This window comes from Streptomyces sp. NPDC111507, assembly GCF_055638955.1.
This window is the reverse complement of record NZ_JBVKBU010000004.1, coordinates 87,843-109,992: the sequence shown is the minus strand read 5'-3', so window position 1 is coordinate 109,992 and position 22,150 is coordinate 87,843. Positions and strand designations below refer to the sequence as shown.

The following is a 22,150-nucleotide window of genomic DNA, read 5'->3' as shown; positions in this document are numbered from 1 at the left end:
GCGGTTCGGGGGTTACGTGCGGGGGGCGCGGCTCGTCGGGTTGTGCCAGTTGGGGTGGGGGCGGTCCAGGAGCCACTCCGCGGGGCCCAGCGGGCGGGGGCGGCTGGGGTCGGCGGGTGGGAGGAGGTCGTGGAAGATCTGTTCCGGCGGGGTGCCGAGGGCGGGGAGGGCCTCGGCGATCTCCTCGACGAGCTGGGGCGGCCCGGCGAGATAGACGTCGTGGCGGGCCCAGCCGGCGCGGTTGCCCAGCGCGGTCAGCAGTCGCTCGGTGGCCTGGGCCTTGGGGCGGCCGGGTGCGGGGGTGATGAAGGTGACGCCGAGGCGGGGCAGCCGGGACTGGAGTCGTTCCACGGCCGACCGGTCGTAGAGGTACGAGGTGTCGCGGGCCACGAGGAACAGCCGGGCCTCGTGCGTGGCGTCGAGTTGCTGGAGCAGCGCCTTGACGGGGGCCCATCCGGTGCCGGCCGCGATGAGGGTCAGCGGCCGTTCCACCGGCGCCCGCAGGGTCAGGGCGCCGCCGGGTGCGCCGAGCCGCAGGACATCGCCCTCCCGGGTCCGCCGGACCAGGGCGGTGGACAGCACCCCGTCCTCGACGCGGCTGACGTGCAGGTCGACGGTGTGGTCGGCGCGGGGCGCGTTGCCGAGCGAGTACGGGCGCCAGATGCCCGGCAGATGGGGGACGCTGACGCTGACGTACTGGCCGGGGGAGTAGCGCAGCCGGTGACGTGGGCGGAGGGTCAGGACGACGAGGTCGTCGCCGTGCCGGGTGCGGGACACGACCTCGGCGTCCCACCAGGGCGGTTCACCCGCGTGCTGTGCCTCCCACGCGCCCTGGAGCATGACGTTCGTGATCGCCCCGTACGCCTCGGCCCAGGCCTTCTCGGCCTCCGCGCTCCAGGCCGACCCCGCGACAGCGGCGAACGCGGCGATCAGGCTCGCCCCGACGGCGGCGTAGTGCTCCGGCTCGGCCAGGTACTTCCGGTGGTCCCGTCCCAGCTCGCGCAGGTACCCCGGCAGCGTCGGATCCTCCAGCCGCTCCATCACATACGTGAGTGCCGCGAACAACCGGTCCCGCTGTCGCTCCATGTCCTCCGGGAAGTCCAGGGGGAAGAGCCCGCGGACGTCCGGGTTGTGCCGGAAGAGATGCGAGTAGAAGTACTTGACCGCGAACTCGGCCCGCCTTTCGACGACCGCGAAGCTGGATCTGAGTATTTCGGGGTCCACGGCGCGAATTTATGGAGGAGGCGAGCCGTGGAGTCAAACAGCAGCCGATTTCGGGATGGCCCGGGATGAACGGGGCACGGCCCGCACCACCCCTCACGCACACACGCCGCCCCCCACCCCCGCACCGCCCCCACCCCGCTCCCTCTCCCTCCGCCGCGCCGTCCCTCCCCTCCCTCCGGATACCGTCAGGGAGTGACCGATCAGCCGCCGCCGTTCAGCCCCGCCCCGGAACTCTTCACCTGGGAGTTCGCCAGCGATCCGTACCCCGCGTACGCCTGGCTGCGGGAGCACGCCCCCGTACACAGGACGCGGCTGCCGAGTGGGGTGGAGGCCTGGCTGGTGACGCGGTACGCGGACGCCAAGCAGGCGCTCGCCGACGCGCGGCTCAGCAAGAATCCGGCGCACCACGACGAACCCGCCCACGCGAAAGGGAAGACGGGTATTCCGGGGGAGCGCAAGGCCGAGTTGATGACGCATCTGCTGAACATCGACCCGCCGGACCACACCCGGCTGCGGCGGCTGGTCTCGAAGGCGTTCACGCCGCGACGCGTGGCCGAGTTCGCGCCACGCGTGCAGGAACTCACCGATCAGCTGATCGACCATTTCGCGGAGAAGGGTTCCGCCGATCTGATCCACGAGTTCGCGTTCCCGCTTCCCATTTACGCCATTTGCGACCTGCTGGGCGTGCCCCGCGAGGACCAGGACGACTTCCGGGACTGGGCGGGGATGATGATCCGGCACGGTGGCGGACCGCGGGGCGGGGTCGCGCGGTCGGTCAAGAAGATGCGCGGGTATCTGCTCGAACTCATCCACAAGAAGCGGGAAGGCCTTCCCGACACGCCCGCGCCCGGTGAGGACCTCATCTCCGGTCTCATCCGCGCGTCCGACCACGGCGAGCACCTCACGGAGAACGAGGCCGCCGCCATGGCCTTCATCCTGCTCTTCGCCGGGTTCGAGACGACCGTCAATCTCATCGGCAACGGCACGTACGCCCTCCTCACCCACCCCGAGCAGCGCGCGCGCCTCCAGAAGTCCCTCGCCGCCCGCGAACGCGAACTCCTCGAGACCGGCGTCGAGGAGCTCCTCCGTTACGACGGGCCGGTGGAACTGGCCACGTGGCGGTTCGCCACCGAGGCCGTGTGCATCGGCGGGCAGGGCATCGCGCCCGGCGACCCCGTCCTCGTGGTCCTCGCGGCTGCGGACCGTGACCCCGCGCGGTTCGAACAGCCGGACACGCTCGACCTCTCCCGCCGTGACAACCAACACCTCGGGTACGGCCACGGCATCCACTACTGCCTCGGCGCCCCGCTCGCCCGCCTGGAGGGCCAGACCGCGCTCGCCACCCTCCTCACCCGACTCCCCGACCTTCAACTCGCGGGAGATTCGGCCGATTTGCGCTGGCGCGGCGGGCTCATTATGCGCGGATTGCGCACGCTTCCAGTGGAGTTCACACCTCCGGTACCGGTCGCGCGATAGCGGGCGACCCTACACCTGCGGGCGCTTAAACCTGACGCGCACTCAACTCTGTGATCTTCACGTGATCTACGCTGCATCGACTTGTGACAAGTGTTCGGGTGCGGATACGTTCACTCGTCAACGCGACTCACACGTCGCGTAGTCACCTGCTGTCACGTGAAAGGCTTCCGCATGCTCTCCGGGAACGGCCGCCATCGTCGCCCCCGTCAGGCCCCGGCCCTCATCGTCGCGGCAGGAGTGACCGGATCCGCCATCGCGATCCCGTTGCTCGGTGCCACCAGCGCGAGCGCGGCCGACGGCACCACGTGGGACCGGGTCGCCGAGTGCGAGAGCGCCGGCCAGTGGAGTGCCGACAGCGGCAACGGGTATTACGGCGGACTCCAGATCAGCCAGGCGGACTGGGAGAAGTACGGCGGCCTCACCTACGCGTCGAGCGCCGACGAGGCCAGCCGCTCGCAGCAGATAGCCATCGCCGAGAAGCTTCTCGACCACCAGGGCGTCACCCCCTGGCCGACCTGCGGACCGCTCTCCGGGCTGAGCAAGAACTCGGGCGACATCCTGGTCGACACGGGCGTGGCGAACGACTCGTCCAGTACGGCGGATTCATCCGGTTCCTCCGATTCGTCCAGTTCGTCCAAGAATTCAACCTCGTCCAAGTCTTCCAGCTCGAAGTCCGATTCATCTTCGTCTGACTCTGCTTCATCCGGTTCGTCCTCGAAGGCGACCGGGAAGGCGGCCGAGAACACGACGAAGGCCGACACCGACGGCGACGCCCAGGGGGCGGACGGCTCCGACACGGATGCGTCGAAGAGCGATAACTCGGGCAACTCCGGCCAGGGCGACGACTCTTCCGGTACGTCCGAGAACGCGACGACCGGTGCGGGACGCCACCGCGGCGGCACCGCGGACGAGAACACCACCGACAGCGCCGTGGACGGCCGTAGCGACGACTCCTCCGGGCGGCATGCCTCGCGCGGCGCCGGCGCCTCCCGCGATGTCGTCGACGGCTCCTACGTCGTGCGCGCCGGAGACAATCTCTGGACCATCGCGGACGCCCTTGACCTCGAAGGCGGATGGGCCGAGCTGTACGAAGCGAACAAGAAGACGGTCGGCGTCGACCCGAACCTCATCCTTCCCGGTCAGAGCCTTGCAGTTGGTGCCGAATCGGGCCAAAAGTAGGGGCAGTTCGCGTCACGGTTCGCTGTGTAATGTCCGGTTTGGCGCGAGTGAGAGATGGATCTCAAAGGCCCTGATCGTCTTTGGAATTCAGCCGATCGGCTGCTTACGGTCATGACCGCTCGCCACAGCGGGCCCCGACGGTCGTCAACGCCGAATCCTGCCAACGGCCGTACGGGAACAGTCGACGCGTCAGCGCCGTAGGCAGGAGCGGGGGACCCAAGGTATGCGCCGCGCCCGGTAGTTGACCGGGAGCGGCTTGGGGTGAAGCCGAGCGCTCAGAGCGCACGGCCGGGCACTCACCCGCCCGAACCCGACAGCTCACCTCGCAGGCGTCGGTGAGGGGATCTCTCCATGCTGTTTTCCAGCAAGGGCAAGCACCGCCGTCCGTCCAAGGCCACTCGTGTCGCCACGCTCGCCGGTGTCACCGGTGTCGCCATCGCCGCTCCGCTGATGGCGGCCGGCAACGCCTCCGCCGCCACCGCCTCCCAGTGGGACGCCGTCGCCCAGTGCGAGTCCGGCGGGAACTGGTCCATCAACACCGGCAACGGCTACTACGGCGGTCTGCAGTTCTCGACCTCCACCTGGGCCGCGTACGGCGGCACCGCGTACGCCGCGACCGCCAACCAGGCGTCCAAGTCCCAGCAGATCACCGTCGGCGAGAAGGTCCTCGCCGCGCAGGGCAAGGGCGCCTGGCCGACCTGTGGCACGGGCCTGTCGAGCGCCGCGTACACCGGCGGTGCGAGCACCCCGTCGACCTCGTCTTCCTCGAACAGCTCCTCGTCGAACAGCTCGCCGAGCGCCAGCACCACCACCCGCTCGACGGACACCGCGGCCTCCCGTTCGGCGTCCCGCCCGGCCGCCCAGAAGACCGTCTCCACCCCGACCGGCAAGAAGGTCAAGAAGGGTGACGGCGAGTACAAGGTCGTCAAGGGTGACAGCCTCAGCTCGATCGCCGAGAAGAAGAAGGTCAAGGGTGGCTGGCAGCAGCTGTTCAAGCTGAACAAGGACATCGTCGACGACGCCGACGTCATCTACCCGGGTCAGCAGCTGCACCTCAGCTGATGATCGGCAGCTTCACCCCAGCTGAATGACAGGTCCCACATAAAAGGGGTCTCCACACTGGAGACCCCGGTGAGGGTCGCCCCCGTCCCCACGGGCTCCCCGCTCCGGTGCGTGTTCCCCCGTACGCGCCGGAGCGGGGTTTTTCGTCTCCGGCATTTCGTACGGAGCGTTTCGTACCCAGATTTCCGTACCCGTTTTTGTTCCGTTCTGGAACAATGTGTACGTTCAGTTCTGCCCAAGGGGTGGGCGACCGGCTGGCCGATCCCCCCGGGGCGGTTAGGCTCATGTCGCGAAGCCATCACAGGCTCCGCGTACCCGCGTCACATCCCAGAAGGAGATGCTCGTGCCGTCCATCGACGTCGTCGTAGCCCGGGAAATCCTGGACTCCCGAGGCAACCCCACGGTCGAGGTCGAGGTCGGCCTCGACGACGGCAGCACGGGTCGTGCCGCCGTTCCGTCCGGTGCGTCCACCGGCGCCTTCGAGGCCATCGAACTGCGTGACGGTGACCCCAACCGTTACGGCGGCAAGGGTGTCGAGAAGGCCGTCCTCGCCGTCATCGAGCAGATCGGCCCGGAGCTCGTCGGTTACGACGCCACCGAGCAGCGCCTGATCGACCAGGCGATGTTCGACCTGGACGCCACCGACAACAAGGGCTCGCTCGGCGCCAACGCCATCCTCGGCGTCTCGCTCGCCGTCGCGCACGCCGCCTCCGAGGCGTCCGACCTCCCCCTCTTCCGCTACCTGGGCGGCCCGAACGCGCACCTGCTGCCCGTTCCGATGATGAACATCCTGAACGGCGGCTCGCACGCCGACTCCAACGTGGACATCCAGGAGTTCATGATCGCCCCGATCGGCGCGGAGTCCTTCTCCGAGGCCCTGCGCTGGGGCGCCGAGGTCTACCACACCCTCAAGAAGGTGCTGAAGACCAAGGGCCTGTCCACCGGCCTGGGCGACGAGGGCGGCTTCGCCCCGAACCTGGAGTCGAACCGCGCCGCGCTCGACCTCATCCTCGAGGCCATCAAGCAGGCCGGTTACATCCCCGGTGAGCAGATCGCGCTCGCGCTCGACGTCGCCGCGTCCGAGTTCTACAAGGACGGCAAGTACGAGTTCGAGGGCAAGTCCCGCTCGGCCGCCGAGATGACCGAGTACTACGAGGAGCTCGTCTCCGCGTACCCGCTGGTCTCCATCGAGGACCCGCTGTACGAGGACGACTGGGCCGGCTGGAACGTCATCACCGAGAAGCTGGGCGACAAGGTCCAGATCGTCGGCGACGACCTCTTCGTCACCAACCCGGAGCGCCTGGCCCGCGGCATCGAGGAGGGCTCCGCGAACGCCCTGCTCGTCAAGGTCAACCAGATCGGCTCGCTGACCGAGACCCTGGACGCCGTCGAGATGGCCCAGCGCAACGGCTTCAAGTGCATGATGTCCCACCGCTCCGGCGAGACCGAGGACGTCACCATCGCCGACCTCGCCGTCGCGGTGAACTGCGGCCAGATCAAGACCGGCGCCCCGGCCCGCTCGGACCGCGTCGCCAAGTACAACCAGCTGCTGCGCATCGAGGAGATCCTCGACGACGCGGCGGTGTACGCGGGCCGCAGCGCCTTCCCGCGCTTCAAGGGCTGACACCCGCAGAGGGTCAAGCCTTAGCCAGTCGTACGTACGTCCCCGTACCCGGTCCCGTACCGTGTCCGGGGACGTACGCGCGTGTGAACGGGAGGCGGGACATGGCCGCGAAGGACCGGGACCGGTTCTCCACCGCGACCAGGCTGAAGCTGCTCGGCGAGCAGACGGCGGCCCGGGTCTACCGCTCGCAGACCAAGCGCCAGGCCCGCCGCTCACGTCTGACCGGCCGCGCCGCGCTGCTGGCTCTCGTACTCTGTTCTCTGATCGTCGCCCTCGCGTATCCGATAAGGCAGTACGTGTCCCAGCGCGCCGAGATCGCCGATCTGGAGCGACAGCAGGAGCGGGCCCGCGCCCGGGTCGAACAGCTGCGTGACCTCAAGGCGCGGTGGCAGGACGACGCGTACGCGAAGCAGCAGATCCGGGAACGGCTGCACTATGTGATGCCGGGCGAGACCGGATATGTCGTGATCGACCCGGACGCGGCGAAGCAGTCGCGTACGGATCTGGGGGTGGCAACCCGCCCCTGGTACGCCAACGTCTGGGACGGCGTCGACAAGTCGGACCACTCCGACCGGTGACCTGACGACCGGTGAATTGAAGAAGAAAGAGATTTGAGCACAGGCATGGAAACGCCCCCGCCGCCCACCCCGCGCACCGAGCCGACCGACGCGGACGTCGAGGCCTTCAAGCAACAGCTTGGCCGGCCGCCGCGCGGGCTGCGGGCGATCGCGCACCGCTGTCCCTGCGGTCAGCCGGACGTGGTGGAGACGGCGCCCCGGCTGCCGGACGGTACGCCGTTCCCGACGACGTACTACCTCACGTGCCCGCGCGCGGCCTCCGCGATCGGCACGCTGGAGGCCAACGGCGTCATGAAGGAGATGACGGACCGGCTGGCGACCGATCCCGAGCTGGCCGCCGCGTACCGGGCCGCCCACGAGGACTACATCGCGCGGCGTGACGCCATCGAGGTACTGGCGGGCTTTCCGAGCGCCGGTGGGATGCCGGACCGGGTGAAGTGTCTGCATGTGCTGGTGGCGCACTCGCTGGCCGCGGGGCCCGGGGTGAATCCGCTGGGCGACGAGGCGATCGCGATGCTGCCGGAGTGGTGGCGCAAGGGTGCGTGCGTGGTGGCGGCGGAGCCGCCGTCCGAGGGGGAGTGAGCAGGCTGCGCCGCGTCCTCCCGGTGCGTGATCTGTCTGCGGGTGGGTGGGGGTTGAGCGCGCGGTTCCCCGCGTCCCCCAGGGCGGGGCTTCGCCCCGGATCCCCATGTGCCCGGAGTGTTTTGTCTGCGGGTGGGTGGGGGTTGAGCGCGCGGTTCCCCGCGCCCCGAAGCCGGGGCTTCGCCCCGGAGCCGCGTGCGCCTCGGTCGCACGGCGTCGAAACGAATTCACGAGCAGGAGACAACAACCGATGACCAGGGTCGCCGCCATCGACTGCGGTACGAATTCGATCCGCCTCCTCGTCGCCGACGCGAACCCGGTGACGGGAGAACTCGTCGATCTGGACCGCCGGATGACGATCGTCCGGCTCGGCCAGGGCGTCGACCGCACCGGACGCCTCGCCCCCGAGGCCCTGGAGCGCACCTTCGAGGCCTGCCGCGAGTACGCGGCGATCATCAAGCGGCACGGCGCGGAGCGACTGCGCTTCGTGGCGACCTCCGCCTCCCGCGACGCGGAGAACCGGGACGAGTTCGTACGCGGCGTGCTGGACATCCTGGGCGTCGAGCCCGAGGTCATCACCGGCGACGAGGAGGCCGAGTTCTCCTTCACCGGCGCGACCAAGGAACTGACGGGCCGGCACGACCTCACCAGGCCCTACCTGGTCGTCGACATCGGCGGCGGGTCCACCGAACTGGTCGTCGGTGACGACCACGTACGCGCCGCCCGCTCCGTGGACATCGGCTGCGTACGGATGACCGAACGGCACCTCGTGCACGACGGGGTCGTCAGCGACCCGCCGACCCCCGCCGAGACCGAGGCCATCCGCGCCGACATCGAGGCGGCCCTGGACCTCGCCGAGCGGACGGTCCCGTTGCACGAGGCCCACACGCTCGTCGGCCTCGCGGGCTCGGTCACCACGGTCGCGGCCATCGCGCTGGACCTCCCCGCCTACGATTCGGCCGCCATCCACCACTCCCGCTTCCCGTACGAGAAGGTCCGCGAGATCACCGAGCGGCTGCTGGCCTCCACCCACGCCGAGCGGGCCGCGATCCCTTCCATGCACCCGGGGCGCGTCGACGTCATCGCCGCAGGCGCCCTCGTCCTGCTCGCGATCATGGAGCGGATCGGTGCGGCGGAGGTCGTGGTGAGCGAACACGACATCCTGGACGGGATCGCGTGGTCCATCGCCTGAGGGGCTGACCGGACGGGGCCGAGGGGTGCCGTTTCCGAGTGCGGCGCATGAGGCGAGGGAGCCTTTACTACCCGCTGGTAGCCTCCCTTGAGCAGGTCGGATAACGTATGAGCGCGCCCAGGGGGCCATTCGGACCCTCTCGGTGACACGTCGCCGGAAAACTTCGTGAAGTTCTTCACAAGGAATTCGGCCCTGTGGGGGGACGATGGGCCCCCTTGAGTGCTCCTAGGGGGCTCACCAGGCTCGGGAGGGTGCTCAACGGAGCGTTCCAGGAGTGTTTCCGGCGGGTGAAGCGGAGGGGTGGTTCGACCGGTTCGGACACCCGGAGCGGCAGCTCACGCGGTGTTGACAACGGTCGCCGGTACACGGTGGTTCCCCCTCGCCGCCATGACCTGGGTCACGTGAGCGGCGCAGTGTAGCAGAGGGCCCACCCAAGCTTGTGAAGGGGCGCACGAGCGACCCTCCAGGGGCGGGTGGATACTCGATGGCATGAGCACCACGGAGCGTCCCAGGATCCTCGTAGTAGGCGGTGGGTACGTAGGCCTGTACGCAGCTCGGCGCATTCTCAAGAAGATGCGCTACGGCGAGGCGACCGTCACGGTCGTCGACCCCCGGTCGTACATGACCTACCAGCCCTTCCTCCCCGAAGCCGCCGCCGGCAGCATCTCCCCTCGGCATGTCGTCGTCCCGTTGCGACGCGTCCTGCCCAAGGCGGAGGTCCTCACCGGCCGGGTCACCACCATCGACCAGGACCGCAAGGTTGCCACGATCGCCCCCCTCGTGGGCGAGGCGTACGAGCTGCCTTTCGACTACCTCGTCATCGCGATGGGCGCGGTCTCCCGCACCTTCCCGATCCCCGGCCTCGCCGAACAGGGCATCGGTATGAAGGGCATCGAGGAGTCCATCGGCCTGCGCAACCACGTCCTGGAGCAGCTCGACAAGGCTGACTCGACCACGGACGAGGACATCCGCCGCAAGGCGCTCACCTTCGTCTTCGTGGGTGGTGGCTTCGCGGGTGCGGAGACCATCGGCGAGGTCGAGGACATGGCCCGCGACGCGTCGAAGTACTACACCAACGTGTCCCGCGAGGACATGCGCTTCATCCTCGTCGACGCCGCGGACAAGATCCTCCCCGAGGTCGGCCCCAAGCTCGGCCAGTACGGCAAGGAGCACCTGGAGGGCCGTGGTGTGGAGATCTACCTCTCCACCTCCATGGACTCCTGCGTCGACGGCCACGTCGTGCTGAAGAACGGCCTCGAGGTCGACTCCAACACCATCGTGTGGACGGCCGGCGTCAAGCCGAACCCCGTCCTCTCCCGCTTCGGTCTGCCGCTCGGCCCGCGCGGTCACGTGGACACCCAGACCACCCTCCAGGTGCAGGGCACGGACTACATCTGGGCCGCCGGCGACAACGCCCAGGTGCCGGACGTCGCCGCGCGCAAGGCCGGGGTCGAGAACGCCTGGTGCCCGCCGAACGCGCAGCACGCGCTCCGTCAGGCGAAGGTCCTCGGCGACAACGTGGTCTCCGGCATGCGGGGCTTCCCGCAGAAGGAGTACTCGCACGCCAACAAGGGCGCCGTCGCGGGTCTCGGCCTGCACAAGGGCGTCGCGATGATCGTCATGGGCAAGATGAAGATCAAGGTCAAGGGCCGTCTGGCGTGGTACATGCACCGCGGCTACCACGGTCTGGCGATGCCGACGTGGAACCGTAAGATCCGGGTCTTCGCCGACTGGACGCTCGCGATGTTCCTCAAGCGTGAGGTCGTCTCGCTCGGTGCGATGGAGACTCCTCGTGAGGAGTTCTACGAGGCTGCGAAGCCGGCTCCGGCTCCGGCCGCCGCCTCGGCTCCGGCCGCCGCCAAGACCGAGGAGAAGGCCAAGGCCTCCTGACCTCCGGTCACCTGTTCGTCCCTGAGGGACCTCCCGCCATCCGTGGTGCGGGAGGTCCCTTCGGCGTTGTCCGGCCGCGGGCCGGTGGAGGCTGGTCACGCGGTTCGCCGCGCCCCTGAAAGCCTCGGGGCGCCCGGCGTTTCCAGAGTGCGCGCCCCCTCCCACCCCCGCGGAAGAAGATGGTGGGTACAAGTATTTTGCTCAGCTGTAACGCGGAAGGGGGACTGCGCGCGAGGCCGGTTGGTGTTTACGTGGTGTTGGAGCGTTCGGGAGTGTTGTCTCGGAGGTGTACGCCATGCAGGACGCCGCGCTGCGGCTGAAGAGCCTTGTCGAACAGTTGGTGGGGGCCCCGCTCCCGATGCGCATCCGCGCCTGGGACGGCTCGGAAGCGGGCCCTCCTGGCGCCCCCGCCGTTGTCGTCCGCAACCGGCGCGCCCTGCGCCGGCTGCTGTGGAAACCGGGTGAGGTGGGGCTCGCCCGGGCCTGGGTCGCCGGGGACCTGGGGGTGGAGGGCGACCTCTACACCGCGCTCGACCTGCTGTCGGGGCTCGTCTGGGACCGGGGCGAGGACGCGCGGGGTCTCGCGGAGGCCCTGCGTGATCCGGAGGTACGGGCCGCCGTCCGCGGACTGGTGAAGATGGGCGGTCTCCCCTTGCCGCCCAGCCCGCCCCCGGAAGAGATGCGCAGGCGCCGCCGCCACCTCCACACCAAGCGCAGCGACCAGCGCGCCATCAGCCACCACTACGACGTGGGAAACGACTTCTACGAGATCGTCCTCGGACCCTCGATGGTCTACTCGTGCGCCTACTGGGAGGACGGCGGAACCCTCGAGGGCGCTCAGCGCGACAAGCTGGAACTCATCGCGCAGAAGCTCGATCTGAGGCCGGGGCAGCGGCTCCTCGACGTCGGCTGCGGCTGGGGCTCGATGGCGATCCACGCCGCCCGCGAGCACGGCGTGAGCGTCGTCGGGGTCACGCTCTCGCAAGAGCAGGCCGCGTACGCCCGTAAACGGGTCGCGGACGAGGGGCTGACCGACCGGGTGGAGATCCGGGTGCAGGACTACCGGGACGTCGCCGACGGGCCGTACGACGCGATCTCCTCCATCGGCATGGCCGAACACGTGGGCGCCGAGCGCTACCTGGAGTACGCCGAGGTGCTGTACCGCCTCCTCAAGCCGGGCGGGCGGTTGCTCAACCACCAGATCGCACGGCCGCCCCGGCGGGACGAATCGGCGTACGACGTCGACGAGTTCATCGACGCCTACGTCTTCCCGGACGGCGAGCTCGCGCCCATCGGCACGACCGTCACCCAGCTGGAACGCGCCGGGTTCGAGGTCCGCGACGTCGAGTCGATCCGCGAGCACTACGCCCTCACGCTCCGCCGCTGGGTCACCAACCTGGAGGCGCAGTGGGCGCGGGCCGTGGCGCTCACCGGTCCGGGCCGCGCCCGTGTCTGGCGTCTGTACATGGCGGCCTCCGCGGTCGCCTTCGAGCGCAACCGCATCGGCGTCAACCAGGTATTGGCGATCAGGACCCCCGAGCCCTCCGGCGCCGCCGGAATGCCCCTGCGGGCCAGAACCTGGAACCCGGCCCACTGACACTGGTCCGCCGACGACCGGGGCCCCGTTCCGATCCGGAACGGGGCCCCGATGCCGGTGAGCGGTTCTCCGCTACTCCGACTTGATCGCCGACAGCATGTTCAGACGGGACGCCCGGCGGGCCGGCCACAGCGCGGCCAGCACGCCGACCGTCCCCGCGAGGAGCAGGAAGAGAGCCATCCGGCCCCAGGGCAGGACCAGTTCGTACGTCGACATCTTGCTGCCCACGAGCTCGCCGGCCGCCCAGCCGAAGAACACGCCCAGGCCGATGCCGAGCACGCCGCCGAAGAGCGAGATGACCAGGGACTCCAGGCGGACCATCCGCTTGATGCCCTTGCGGTCGAGGCCGATCGCGCGGAGCATCCCGATCTCCTGGGAGCGCTCGAAGACCGACATGGCCAGCGTGTTGATGACACCGAGGACGGCGACGATGACCGCCATGGCGAGCAGGCCGTAGAGCATGTTCAGGAGCAGGGTGAACATCTTCGCGATGTTGTTGGAGATGTCCTTCTTGTCCTGGACCTGGACGGCCGGGTTGTTGCCGAGCGCCTTCTCCAGCTTGTTCTTGGTCGCCTCGGACGTGCCGCCGGCCGTCTTCAGCATGACCTGCATGTCGGCGACGTCCGTCAGGTGCGGGGAGAGCGTCGCGTTGTCGACCATGATGCCGTTGATCATCATGTTGCCGTGGTAGATCCCGGCGACGGTGAGGCGCTGCTTCTTGCCGTCCTCGTAGGAGACCGCGAGGTCCGAACCGGCCTTCCACCCGTGCGACTTGGCGGTGTCGTCGTCCACCACGACCTGGGTGCCGCCGACCTTGAAGGCGCCCTCGTCGAGCGTGAGGTCGGTGAGTTTGGCGATGGACTCGCCGTTGACGCCCGCCAGCAACTCGGACGTGCCGTCGATGCGCGAGGGCGAGGTGCGCAGGGGGCTGGTGTCGGTGACACCGTCGAGGCCGGCGAGGGTCTTCGCGACGTCCGGGGAGAGAGGGACGCCGTTCGCCATCGAAACGACGTAGTCCGCCTTGATCGCGGAGCTGGCCATCTTGTCGATCGACTTCTGCAGGCTGCCCGCCATCACCGTCATACCGGTGATCAGGGTGAGTCCGATCATCAGGGCGGAGGCGGTGGCGGCCGTACGGCGCGGGTTGCGCACCGAGTTCTGGCGGGCCAGCTTGCCGGAGACCCCGAAGACACGGAGCACCGGGGCCGCGGCCGCGATCAGGGGGCGGGAGAGCAGCGGGGTCAGCACGAAGACGCCGATGATGAGGAGGACCGCGCCGAGACCCATCGGGGCCTGGCCGTCCGAGCCGCTCATGGTCGTCGCGTACAGGACGACGGCGACGCCGGCCGCGGCGAACAGGGCGCCGATCGTGTTCCGTACGACCAGGGACTTCGTCGTCGCCTGCGCGTGCACGCTGCTCATCGCGGCGACCGGCGGGATCTTCGCGGCGCGACGGCCGGGCAGCCAGGCGGCCAGCATGGTGATGAGGATGCCGACGAGCAGGGCCGTGGCGATCGTGCCGGGCGAGATCACCAGCGGGCCGTCCGGGACGGTGGCGCCGAGCGAGCCCATCAGCGAGCGCATGCCCGCGCCGATGCCGATGCCCGCGAGCAGACCCGCCACCGCGGCGACCGCGCCGACGACGAAGGCCTCGACGAGCACGGAGCGGGTGACCTGGCGGCGGGAGGCGCCGACGGCGCGCAGCAGGGCGAGTTCCTTGGTGCGCTGGGCGACCAGCATGGTGAAGGTGTTGGCGATGATGAACGTACCGACGAACAGCGCGATGCCCGCGAAGACCAGCAGGCCCGTCTTCATGCCGCTCATCGCGGAGGCGATCGCGCTCGCCTGGTCGTCGGCGAGCTGCTTGCCGGTGGTGGTGGAGGCGACGCCCTTCGGGATGACCTGGTCGAGGGCGGCGCGCAGGGCGGTCTGGCTGGTGCCGGACGCGGCCTTCACGTCGATCTCGTCGTACTCGCCGACGCGGTGGAAGAGCTGCTGCGCGGTCGCCGTGTCGAAGAGGGCGAGGCTGCCGCCGGCCGCGACGTTGCCGTCGTCGGTGGTGAAGACGCCGACGACGGTGGGGGCGAGGACGGGGCCGTCGACGGAGAGCCGTACGGTGTCGCCGACCTTGTAGCCCGCGCGCCTCGCGGTCTCCGAGTCGATCGCTACCTCGTTCTTGCCCTTGGGCGCGTGGCCGCTGGTCAGCGGGTAGCGGGCGTCCTTGGTACCCCAGTAGTTGCCGCCCTGCGACTGGAAGCCGCTGCCGACGAGTTTGCCGTCCTTGTCCGCTATCGCGGTGAAGCCGGTCACGACGCCCATGGTGGTGCCGGCGCCGGGGGCCTTGGAGGCCTTCTCGAGCAGTGCCTGCGTGAGCTTCTGCTCCTTGCCGACCTTGTCGCCCGTGTCGTCCTGGGTCTTGGGCTGGATGGCGACGTCGACCTGGCCGAAGCCCTTGGCGGAGCTCTTCTGGTAGGCGTCGGAGATGGTGTTGGTGAAGACCAGGGTGCCTGATACGAACGCCACGCCGAGCATTACGGCGAGCACGGTCATCAGGAGCCTGGCCTTGTGCGCGAGCACGTTGCGCAAGGCGGTTCGGAACATGGGGTTTCTCAGTCCAGGAGGGTGTGGCGGTCGGCAGGCGGAGGGTGTGGCTGTGTCTGCGGTGAGTCCGTCGGCTGCGGGCCGGTGGGGGCTGGTCGCGCAGTTCCCCGCGCCCCTTGAGGGCGCCGGCGCGCGTCCTTCTCGGTCAGCTGGTGCGGCCCTTGGCGTCGAACTGCTTCATGCGGTCCAGGACGGAGTCCGCCGTCGGTCCGTACACCTCGTCCACGATCCGTCCGTCCGCGAGGAAGACCACCCGGTCCGCGTATGCCGCCGCCACCGGGTCGTGGGTCACCATCACCACGGTCTGCCCCAACTCCCGTACCGAGTTGCGCAGGAAGCCCAGCACCTCCGCGCCCGAGCGCGAGTCGAGGTTTCCGGTCGGCTCGTCGCCGAAGATGATGTCGGGCCGGGAGGCGAGCGCGCGGGCGACGGCGACGCGCTGCTGCTGGCCGCCGGAGAGCTGGGAGGGCCGGTGGCTGAGGCGGTCGGAGAGACCGATCATCGTGATGACCTTGTCCAGCCACTCGCGGTCGGGCTTGCGGCCCGCGATGTCCATCGGGAGGGTGATGTTCTCCAGGGCCGTCAGCGTCGGCAGCAGGTTGAACGCCTGGAAGATGAAGCCGATCTTGTCCCGGCGGAGCTTGGTGAGCTGCTTGTCCTTGAGGGAGCCGAGCTCGGTCTCGCCGATGCGCACCGAGCCGGAGGAGAAGGTGTCGAGGCCCGCCACGCAGTGCATCAGCGTGGACTTGCCGGACCCCGAGGGGCCCATGATCGCGGTGAACTCGGCCTGCCGGAAGTCGACGGAGACCCGGTCGAGGGCGACCACCTGGGTCTCGCCCTGTCCGTAGACCTTCGACAGTTCCGTGGCGCGGGCGGCCACGGTGGTGGCCCGGTCGGCGAGGGGCGTGGTGGTCACGGGAGGGTGCTCCTGTCGGGACGACGGTGTTTCTGGGGACGTGTCCCATCCTCGCGGCCGTTCGGCGCCTTGGAGTCAGCCGCTGTTCCGGTTCCGGGGGCAGCCTCGGGTCGGACCGCGGGCGGTCTTGTCATACCTGGGGATGAGGGCGCGCCCTGAGTGCTCCCTGAGTGCTTCCCGAGCGCCGTGCGGGTACGACTCCTCTGGGTGCGTCCGTTCGGACGGTGAAATTCCGTCATTCCGTATACGCGGGTCTGTGCCGCCCGAAAGGCTATTGGCAAGTGCGGATGGCCCGTACCGGGGGCTGATGCACCCTCAGACGTCAATAAAATAAGACAACATCGGCTCGCTCGTCCGCTGTTCGAGGGATGCGCCCCGATAGGCTCGGAACCTCAATGCGGAGCCCATGGCCTGCCCGGATGGTGGAATGCAGACACGGCGAGCTTAAACCTCGCTGCCCCTCGCGGGCGTACCGGTTCAAGTCCGGTTCCGGGCACCTCCGACCCTTCTGTCCTTTTGCGTCCCTCAGGGGCGCCTTCGGCGACTTCATCGTGAACCGTTGACAGCAAGCGCGTGCCGTCGCAAACTCACGTCAGAAGATGGTGAAGTAATTTTCACCAGACGAACAAACTCTCAGGCGAACAAGCCGTCAGACGAACGAGCCGTCGGGTGAACAAGCCGGACTGCGGGCTGAGCGGAACGCGAAGGGGCGTGCCGGATGCGTACCACCGTCGGAATCATCGGAGCCGGGCCGGCCGGCCTGCTGCTGGCGCGGCTGCTGCACAACGCGGGGATCGACTCCGTCGTGCTGGAGAGCCGCGACCGGGCGTACGTCGAGCAGCGCCAGCGCGCCGGGATCCTGGAGCAGGGGACGGTGGACGTGCTGCGGGCCGCCGGGGTCGGCGGCCGGATGAACCGGGAGGGGCTGCGGCACGACGGGATCGAGCTGCGGTTCGCGCGGGAGCGGCACCGGGTCGACTTCCCCGCCCTGACCGGCGGCAGCTCCGTGATGGTGTACGCCCAGACGGAGGTCTGCAAGGACCTCATCGCGCTCCAGCTCAAGGAGGGCGGCCCGCTGCTCTTCGAGGCCGAGGCGCTGGCGGTGGAGGAGGCGGAGAGCGACCGGCCGCGGGTCCGCTTCCGGCACGAGGGGCGCGAGGACGTACTGGAGTGCGATTACGTCGTCGGCTGCGACGGGTTCTGGGGGGCGGCCCGGCGGGCGATACCCGCCGAGCACTCCCGCGTGTTCGAGCGGACGTACCCCTTCAGCTGGCTCGGGATTCTCGCCGACGTGCCGCCCTCCCACGACGAACTGGTCTACGCCCGCCACGACCGCGGCTTCGCCCTGCTCAGCATGCGCTCGCCCGCCGTCTCCCGGCTCTACCTCCAGGTGCCCGAGGGCACGGACGCCGGTTCGTGGGCGGACGAGGAGATCTGGGACGAGCTGGAGCGGCGCTTCGAGACCGCCGACGGGTGGAGTCTGCAGCGCGGGGCCATCACCTCCAAGTCCGTCACCCCGATGCGCAGTCACGTCCACGAGCCCATGCGGCACGGGCGGCTCTTCCTCGCCGGGGACGCCGCCCACATCGTTCCCCCGACCGGCGCCAAAGGGCTCAACCTCGCCGTCGGCGACGTGGTGACGTTCGCCCGCGCGCTGGTCCACCTGGAGGAGACCGGATCGGCGGAACGTCTCGACGCGTATTCCGAGACCTGTCTGCGCCGCGTCTGGCAGGCCGAGCGGTTCTCGTACGACATGACCACCCTGCTGCACCGCGCCCCGGACGCGACCCCCTTCGAGGACCGCGTCCAGCTGGCCCGGCTGCGCCGGATCGCCACTTCACGGGCGGCCGAGACGGACCTGGCGGAGGGTTACACCGGGTTTCCTCTGGGCTGATCGCCGCCAGAGCCCCGAAGCCCCGCCCAGCAGGGCGTAGGGGGGCCTGTCACGGCTTGGTACCAGTGCGCGCGGGCCGGGAGACACACGCGTACCTTGGCAGCGTGAGGGAAAGATCCTCCCCAAGCAGTAGGGTCAATCCTTTGCCTACCCATTACCCTTGAGGCCAAGGCCACGCACGGTGGCCATGGAGGAGTGAAATGAGGAGCAGCAACCCGGTCTTCTCGCGACGGGGGTTCAGCCGCGACAACGGCTACGCGGGATTCAACGCGGCGCCGCAGGCCGGGGGACCCGCTGTCGGCACGCAGGCCAATCCGTACGCGCAGGGTGGCAACCCCTACGCGCAGAACCCTTACGCCCAGCAGGACCTGCAGCACGGCGCACCGCCGCAGGCCCCGGTCTCCACCGGCCGGATGACGATGGACGACGTCGTCATGCGCTCGGCCATGACGCTCGGCACCGTCACCGTGGGCGCGATCCTCGCCTGGGCGCTGCTTCCGGTGACCAGCACCAGCTACGGGCTCGCCATCGGCGCCGCGCTCGTCGCGTTCGTCCTCGCGATGGTGCAGTCCTTCAAGCGCACGGCCTCGCCCGCGCTGATCCTCGGATACGCCGCCTTCGAGGGCGTCTTCCTCGGGGTCATCAGCGAGATGTACAACAGCCGGTGGAGCGGCGCGCCCTTCCAGGCCGTGCTTGGCACCATGGCGGTATCCGGAGCGACCCTCCTCGTCTACAAGGCGGGCTGGGTCCGGGTGACCGCGCGGTACGCGCGCATCGGTATGACCATCGCGATCGCCTTCGTGGTCGTCACGGCGGTCAACCTGCTGCTCGTCGTCTTCGGCGTCGCCAACGACGGCGGACTGCGCAGCATGGGCCCGCTGGGCGCGATCGTCGGCATCCTGGCGATCCTGATCGGCGCGTTCTTCCTGACCCTCGACTTCAAGCAGATCGAGGACGGCATCGCGTACGGCGCGCCGAAGGAGGAGGCCTGGCTGGCCGCGTTCGGCCTGACCATGACCCTCGTGTGGATCTACATCGAGATGCTGCGGCTGGTCGCCATCTTCAGCGGCGACGACTAGCCGACCCCGCCGGCCGAACGGGCCGGTGACCGACCTGAAGGGCCCGCGAACCGACGGTTCGCGGGCCCTTTGCCATGGGGATGCCTGGTCCTGGTGGTGGTGCGCGCTCAGAGCAGTTTGCGCGCGGCCCTCCTCAAGTCGTACTCATGAATGATCGCCTTGGCGTGGCCGTACGCGAGGTTGTGCTCGGCGCGGAGCCAGCTGACCTTCTCCTCGAAGCGGAAGAGAGCGGGGCCTTCGTCGACGGTGCGCAGCCAGTCGGATACTTCACGACCGGTGCAATGGGGGATGCGGGCGAGCAGATTGCGGTGGGTCTCCTGGGAGAACACTTGGGACATCGGCGCCTCCGGACGCAATGGGGTGTAAGCCGGTCCTTCACGCCACGGTGCCTGAGGGTTCGGTTGTTGGCAACAGTCCCGTCGCGGCGCGTAGTCTCGCGGCGTGCTTGATACGACGCCGCTGACCCGAGCCGTTGACCACTTCGCCGACCGGTTGCGGGCCGCACCGCAGAGCCGGCTGCAACGGGGGGCCGCCGCGGAGGCGCTGGGGCTGGCCAGGGAGTTCGCACGGTGGGCGCAGCGTGTGGAGGACCCCGCGGCCGAGCCCTTGGAGATGCCGGACGCGGGGATGTTCGCCGTCGCCGATCAAATCACCGTCGCCGCGCATGATTTGGCGGTCGTCCTGAAAGACGAGGGGGAGCTCGCGGAGGCGTTGATGTTGGTGGAGGGGGCGCAGAAGAGAGCCGGGGTGTGACGCCGGTTCAGGGGCCTGCAGGGACCTACGGAGGCCCATGGGGACCTACAGGGACGCTATGACCCTGTCCGCCAGGATGTAGATGCTCTCCTCGCCGCAGGCGAAGGTCAGGGCGTAGGCGCCGGAGACGCCGGAGCCGCCGAGGAGGACCGGGGATTCACCGGCGCGCAGGGCCGCCGCCAGCCGTTCCGCGGTTTCGCGGTGGCCGGGGGTCATGCACAGGGTCGTACCGTCGGCGAAGACGTAGACGTCGAGGGTGCCGAGCGGTCCGGGGCGGACGTCCGCCAGCTCCGTGCCGGACTCGGCGAGCTCCTCCAGGCAGGACACCGTGCGCTCGTGGTCGTTCACGACGGGCGACTGGACCGGGACGAAGTCCGGGTGCGAGGGGTGACGGCGGCGGGCCGCGGCCAGTTCGGGCGAGTCACCGGCGTACTCGTCGGTGTCGAGGCCCGCCTCGGTCACCGGCTCCAGGGAATCCAGGCTCAAGAAGTCCGACTCGCGGGGCATGAACAGTTCGCTGTCGGGCAGACCGAGCAGCGAGGGCGCGTCCGAGACGTCACGTGCCTCCTGGGCGGCCCAGAACGCCCGTGCCTCGGCGAGCTCACGCTCCCGCTCCTCGGCGAGCGCGTCGGCGACGGCAGCGCGTATCTCGTCCGTGTCCGCGGCGGAGCGCGCCGCCGGTACGAGGCCGTGCGGGATGTTCGTGGCGCGGCTCTCGGCCAGCTCCTTGTGCAGGGCCGCGACCTGCCGGCGCAGACCCTGCAGGGTGCGCAGAACGGCGACGCCCACAGCCGCGGTCGCGGCGGTGGTGAGCAGCAAAGCAATTGGCATGGCGCTCACTGACGTACTCCCGGTTCAAAGTCGACCCCCCGACTTCCTACATCAGCTTGAAGGGCGGACCATCCTGCTGTCAGTGCGTAACGTCACGAATAGGACAGGACTTTGGCCCTCGGGTTTAGCTGCGCAGCGGCTCTGACCTGCGTAAATGGCTCTCCGAGGGGAGATAGGTCACATCTTGGGGGGGATTGGATCACAAATCGGCCCAGAGTCCCGGTGGTTACTGGGCTCTGGGCCGATTCGGTCACGCTGGGCTCAGTGGTGATTACCCGTACGGATTAGCTGAGGCGCTCGATGACCATCGCCATGCCCTGGCCGCCGCCCACGCACATCGTCTCCAGGCCGAACTGCTTGTCGTGGAACTGGAGGGAGTTGATGAGGGTGCCGGTGATGCGGGCGCCGGTCATGCCGAAGGGGTGGCCGACGGCGATGGCGCCGCCGTTCACGTTCAGCTTGTCCAGCGGGATGTTCAGGTCGCGGTAGGAGGGGATCACCTGGGCGGCGAAGGCCTCGTTGATCTCGAAGAGGTCGATGTCGTCGACGGTCAGGCTGGCGCGCTGGAGGGCCTGCTTGCTGGCCTCCACCGGGCCGAGGCCCATGATCTCGGGGGAGAGGCCGGTGACGCCGGTCGACACGATGCGGGCGAGCGGGGTGAGGCCGAGCTCGCGGGCCTTCGTGTCGGACATGATCACGAGGGCGGCGGCGCCGTCGTTGAGGGGGCAGCAGTTGCCGGCCGTGACCATGCCGTCGGGGCGGAAGACGGGCTTGAGGCCCTGGACGCCCTCCAGCGTCACGCCCGCGCGCGGGCCGTCGTCCTTGCTGACGACCGTGCCGTCGGGGGTGGTGACCGGGGTGATCTCGCGCTCCCAGAAGCCGTTCTTGATGGCTTCCTCGGCGAGGTTCTGGGAGCGGACGCCGAACTCGTCCATGTCCTGGCGGGTGACGCCCTTGATGCGGGCGAGGTTCTCGGCGGTCTGGCCCATCGCGATGTAGGCGTCCGGGACGAGGCCGTCCTCGCGCGGGTCGTGCCAGGTCGAGCCCTCGGACTGGGCCACGGCCTCGGTGCGGGCCTCGGCCTCCGCGAAGAAGGGGTTGCGCGTGTCGGGGAGGGAGTCGGAGTTGCCCTTGGTGAAGCGGGAGACCAGCTCGACGCCGGCCGAGATGAAGACGTCGCCCTCGCCGGCCTTGATGGCGTGCAGGGCCATGCGGCTCGTCTGGAGGGACGAGGAACAGTAACGGGTGATGGTGCAGCCCGGGAGGTGGTCCATGCCCATCTGCACGGCGACGATGCGGCCGAGGTTGTTGCCCTGCTCGCCGCCGGGGAGGCCGCAGCCGAGCATCAGGTCGTCGATGTCCTTGGGGTCCAGCTCGGGGACCTTGGCGAGGGCGGCCTGAATGATCGTGGCGGTGAGGTCGTCCGGGCGGAGGTCCTTGAGGGAGCCCTTGAAAGCGCGGCCGATGGGGGAACGGGCGGTCGAGACGATCACGGCTTCGGGCATCACGGCTCCATGGGCGCTATGGGGTGGACGGGCAGGGCTGCTTGGGAAGTTACCCGCCCGTACCGCCCGGGTCACCGCTCCGACGGTGTGACTAGGACCGCATTTCTAAGCGCTTGCTTTCCTCACCTCGCTTGCCGAAGCCATTCAGCGACACGGGAATCCGGGGC

18 protein-coding genes, 1 tRNA gene and 1 riboswitch are annotated in these 22,150 nt (G+C 69.2%); of the genes, 13 read left to right on the top strand and 6 right to left on the bottom strand.

What is annotated here, in order from left to right; translation table 11 throughout:
* Window positions 1-12: 12 nt before the first annotated feature.
* Window positions 13-1,224, bottom strand: coding sequence for a globin domain-containing protein (locus ACZ7M2_RS18180; RefSeq protein ID WP_471596107.1), 1,212 nt, complete (start codon window positions 1,222-1,224; stop codon window positions 13-15).
* Window positions 1,225-1,416: 192 nt separating this feature from the next.
* Here ACZ7M2_RS18180 and ACZ7M2_RS18175 point away from each other — a divergent pair, with 192 nt between their 5' ends.
* From ACZ7M2_RS18175 to ACZ7M2_RS18135, 9 genes are all read left to right on the top strand, one after another.
* Entirely contained in the window at window positions 1,417-2,700 is a 1,284-nt protein-coding gene (locus tag ACZ7M2_RS18175; protein ID WP_471596106.1) for a cytochrome P450 family protein, read from the top strand.
* Between the two features lie 156 nt (window positions 2,701-2,856).
* The gene (locus ACZ7M2_RS18170) at window positions 2,857-3,879 is read left to right on the top strand and encodes a LysM peptidoglycan-binding domain-containing protein (protein WP_471596105.1); all 1,023 of its coding nucleotides are present in this window, start codon (window positions 2,857-2,859) and stop codon (window positions 3,877-3,879) included.
* A 183-nt stretch (window positions 3,880-4,062) separates the two neighbouring features.
* Window positions 4,063-4,226: riboswitch (cyclic di-AMP (ydaO/yuaA leader) on the top strand.
* Between the two features lie 4 nt (window positions 4,227-4,230).
* Window positions 4,231-4,941 carry a transglycosylase family protein gene (locus ACZ7M2_RS18165; protein WP_471596104.1) on the top strand — a complete coding sequence of 237 codons (711 nt, stop codon included), beginning with the start codon at window positions 4,231-4,233 and terminating at the stop codon, window positions 4,939-4,941.
* 337 nt (window positions 4,942-5,278) lie between these two features.
* Complete coding sequence (gene eno / locus ACZ7M2_RS18160; protein WP_060897729.1) at window positions 5,279-6,565, top strand: phosphopyruvate hydratase; 1,287 nt, start codon at window positions 5,279-5,281, stop codon at window positions 6,563-6,565.
* Between the two features lie 101 nt (window positions 6,566-6,666).
* A complete protein-coding gene (locus ACZ7M2_RS18155; protein WP_471596103.1) occupies window positions 6,667-7,143 on the top strand; it encodes an FtsB family cell division protein in 477 nt (158 codons plus the stop codon).
* Window positions 7,144-7,188: 45 nt separating this feature from the next.
* The gene (locus ACZ7M2_RS18150) at window positions 7,189-7,725 is read left to right on the top strand and encodes a DUF501 domain-containing protein (RefSeq protein ID WP_054237267.1); all 537 of its coding nucleotides are present in this window, start codon (window positions 7,189-7,191) and stop codon (window positions 7,723-7,725) included.
* Between the two features lie 250 nt (window positions 7,726-7,975).
* Window positions 7,976-8,917 carry a Ppx/GppA phosphatase family protein gene (locus tag ACZ7M2_RS18145; protein ID WP_471596102.1) on the top strand — a complete coding sequence of 314 codons (942 nt, stop codon included), beginning with the start codon at window positions 7,976-7,978 and terminating at the stop codon, window positions 8,915-8,917.
* 489 nt (window positions 8,918-9,406) lie between these two features.
* Window positions 9,407-10,807 (top strand): NAD(P)/FAD-dependent oxidoreductase, encoded by a 1,401-nt coding sequence (locus ACZ7M2_RS18140; RefSeq protein ID WP_470059531.1) that lies wholly within the window; start codon window positions 9,407-9,409, stop codon window positions 10,805-10,807.
* Between the two features lie 295 nt (window positions 10,808-11,102).
* Window positions 11,103-12,404, top strand: coding sequence for a class I SAM-dependent methyltransferase (locus ACZ7M2_RS18135; RefSeq protein WP_471596101.1), 1,302 nt, complete (start codon window positions 11,103-11,105; stop codon window positions 12,402-12,404).
* A gap of 72 nt (window positions 12,405-12,476) precedes the next feature.
* Here ACZ7M2_RS18135 and ACZ7M2_RS18130 read toward each other — a convergent pair whose 3' ends face one another.
* Together ACZ7M2_RS18130 and ACZ7M2_RS18125 are read right to left on the bottom strand one after the other, a co-directional pair.
* Entirely contained in the window at window positions 12,477-15,005 is a 2,529-nt protein-coding gene (locus ACZ7M2_RS18130; RefSeq protein WP_471596100.1) for an ABC transporter permease, read from the bottom strand.
* A 145-nt stretch (window positions 15,006-15,150) separates the two neighbouring features.
* Complete coding sequence (locus tag ACZ7M2_RS18125) at window positions 15,151-15,921, bottom strand: ABC transporter ATP-binding protein (RefSeq protein WP_352044385.1); 771 nt, start codon at window positions 15,919-15,921, stop codon at window positions 15,151-15,153.
* Between the two features lie 413 nt (window positions 15,922-16,334).
* Between ACZ7M2_RS18125 and ACZ7M2_RS18120 the strand changes: the two genes are divergently transcribed.
* The 3 genes from ACZ7M2_RS18120 to ACZ7M2_RS18110 all read left to right on the top strand — a co-directional run bounded on the left by ACZ7M2_RS18120 (window position 16,335) and on the right by ACZ7M2_RS18110 (window position 18,894).
* Window positions 16,335-16,417 (top strand) — tRNA-Leu (locus ACZ7M2_RS18120).
* Window positions 16,418-16,639: 222 nt separating this feature from the next.
* Complete coding sequence (locus tag ACZ7M2_RS18115) at window positions 16,640-17,815, top strand: 4-hydroxybenzoate 3-monooxygenase (RefSeq protein ID WP_471596099.1); 1,176 nt, start codon at window positions 16,640-16,642, stop codon at window positions 17,813-17,815.
* A 200-nt stretch (window positions 17,816-18,015) separates the two neighbouring features.
* Window positions 18,016-18,894: a Bax inhibitor-1/YccA family protein gene (locus tag ACZ7M2_RS18110; RefSeq protein ID WP_471596098.1), complete on the top strand. Its 879-nt coding sequence runs from the start codon at window positions 18,016-18,018 to the stop codon at window positions 18,892-18,894.
* A gap of 107 nt (window positions 18,895-19,001) precedes the next feature.
* Here ACZ7M2_RS18110 and ACZ7M2_RS18105 read toward each other — a convergent pair whose 3' ends face one another.
* Entirely contained in the window at window positions 19,002-19,232 is a 231-nt protein-coding gene (locus ACZ7M2_RS18105; protein WP_054237274.1) for a DUF4287 domain-containing protein, read from the bottom strand.
* Between the two features lie 103 nt (window positions 19,233-19,335).
* Here ACZ7M2_RS18105 and ACZ7M2_RS18100 point away from each other — a divergent pair, with 103 nt between their 5' ends.
* On the top strand, window positions 19,336-19,647 hold the full coding sequence (locus ACZ7M2_RS18100) for a hypothetical protein (protein ID WP_471596097.1): 312 nt from the start codon (window positions 19,336-19,338) through the stop codon (window positions 19,645-19,647).
* A gap of 45 nt (window positions 19,648-19,692) precedes the next feature.
* Here ACZ7M2_RS18100 and ACZ7M2_RS18095 read toward each other — a convergent pair whose 3' ends face one another.
* Together ACZ7M2_RS18095 and ACZ7M2_RS18090 are read right to left on the bottom strand one after the other, a co-directional pair.
* Window positions 19,693-20,478, bottom strand: a complete 786-nt coding sequence (locus ACZ7M2_RS18095; protein ID WP_471596096.1) for a hypothetical protein — start codon at window positions 20,476-20,478, stop codon at window positions 19,693-19,695.
* 284 nt (window positions 20,479-20,762) lie between these two features.
* Window positions 20,763-21,983: an acetyl-CoA C-acetyltransferase gene (locus tag ACZ7M2_RS18090; RefSeq protein WP_471596095.1), complete on the bottom strand. Its 1,221-nt coding sequence runs from the start codon at window positions 21,981-21,983 to the stop codon at window positions 20,763-20,765.
* Window positions 21,984-22,150 lie beyond the last annotated feature (167 nt).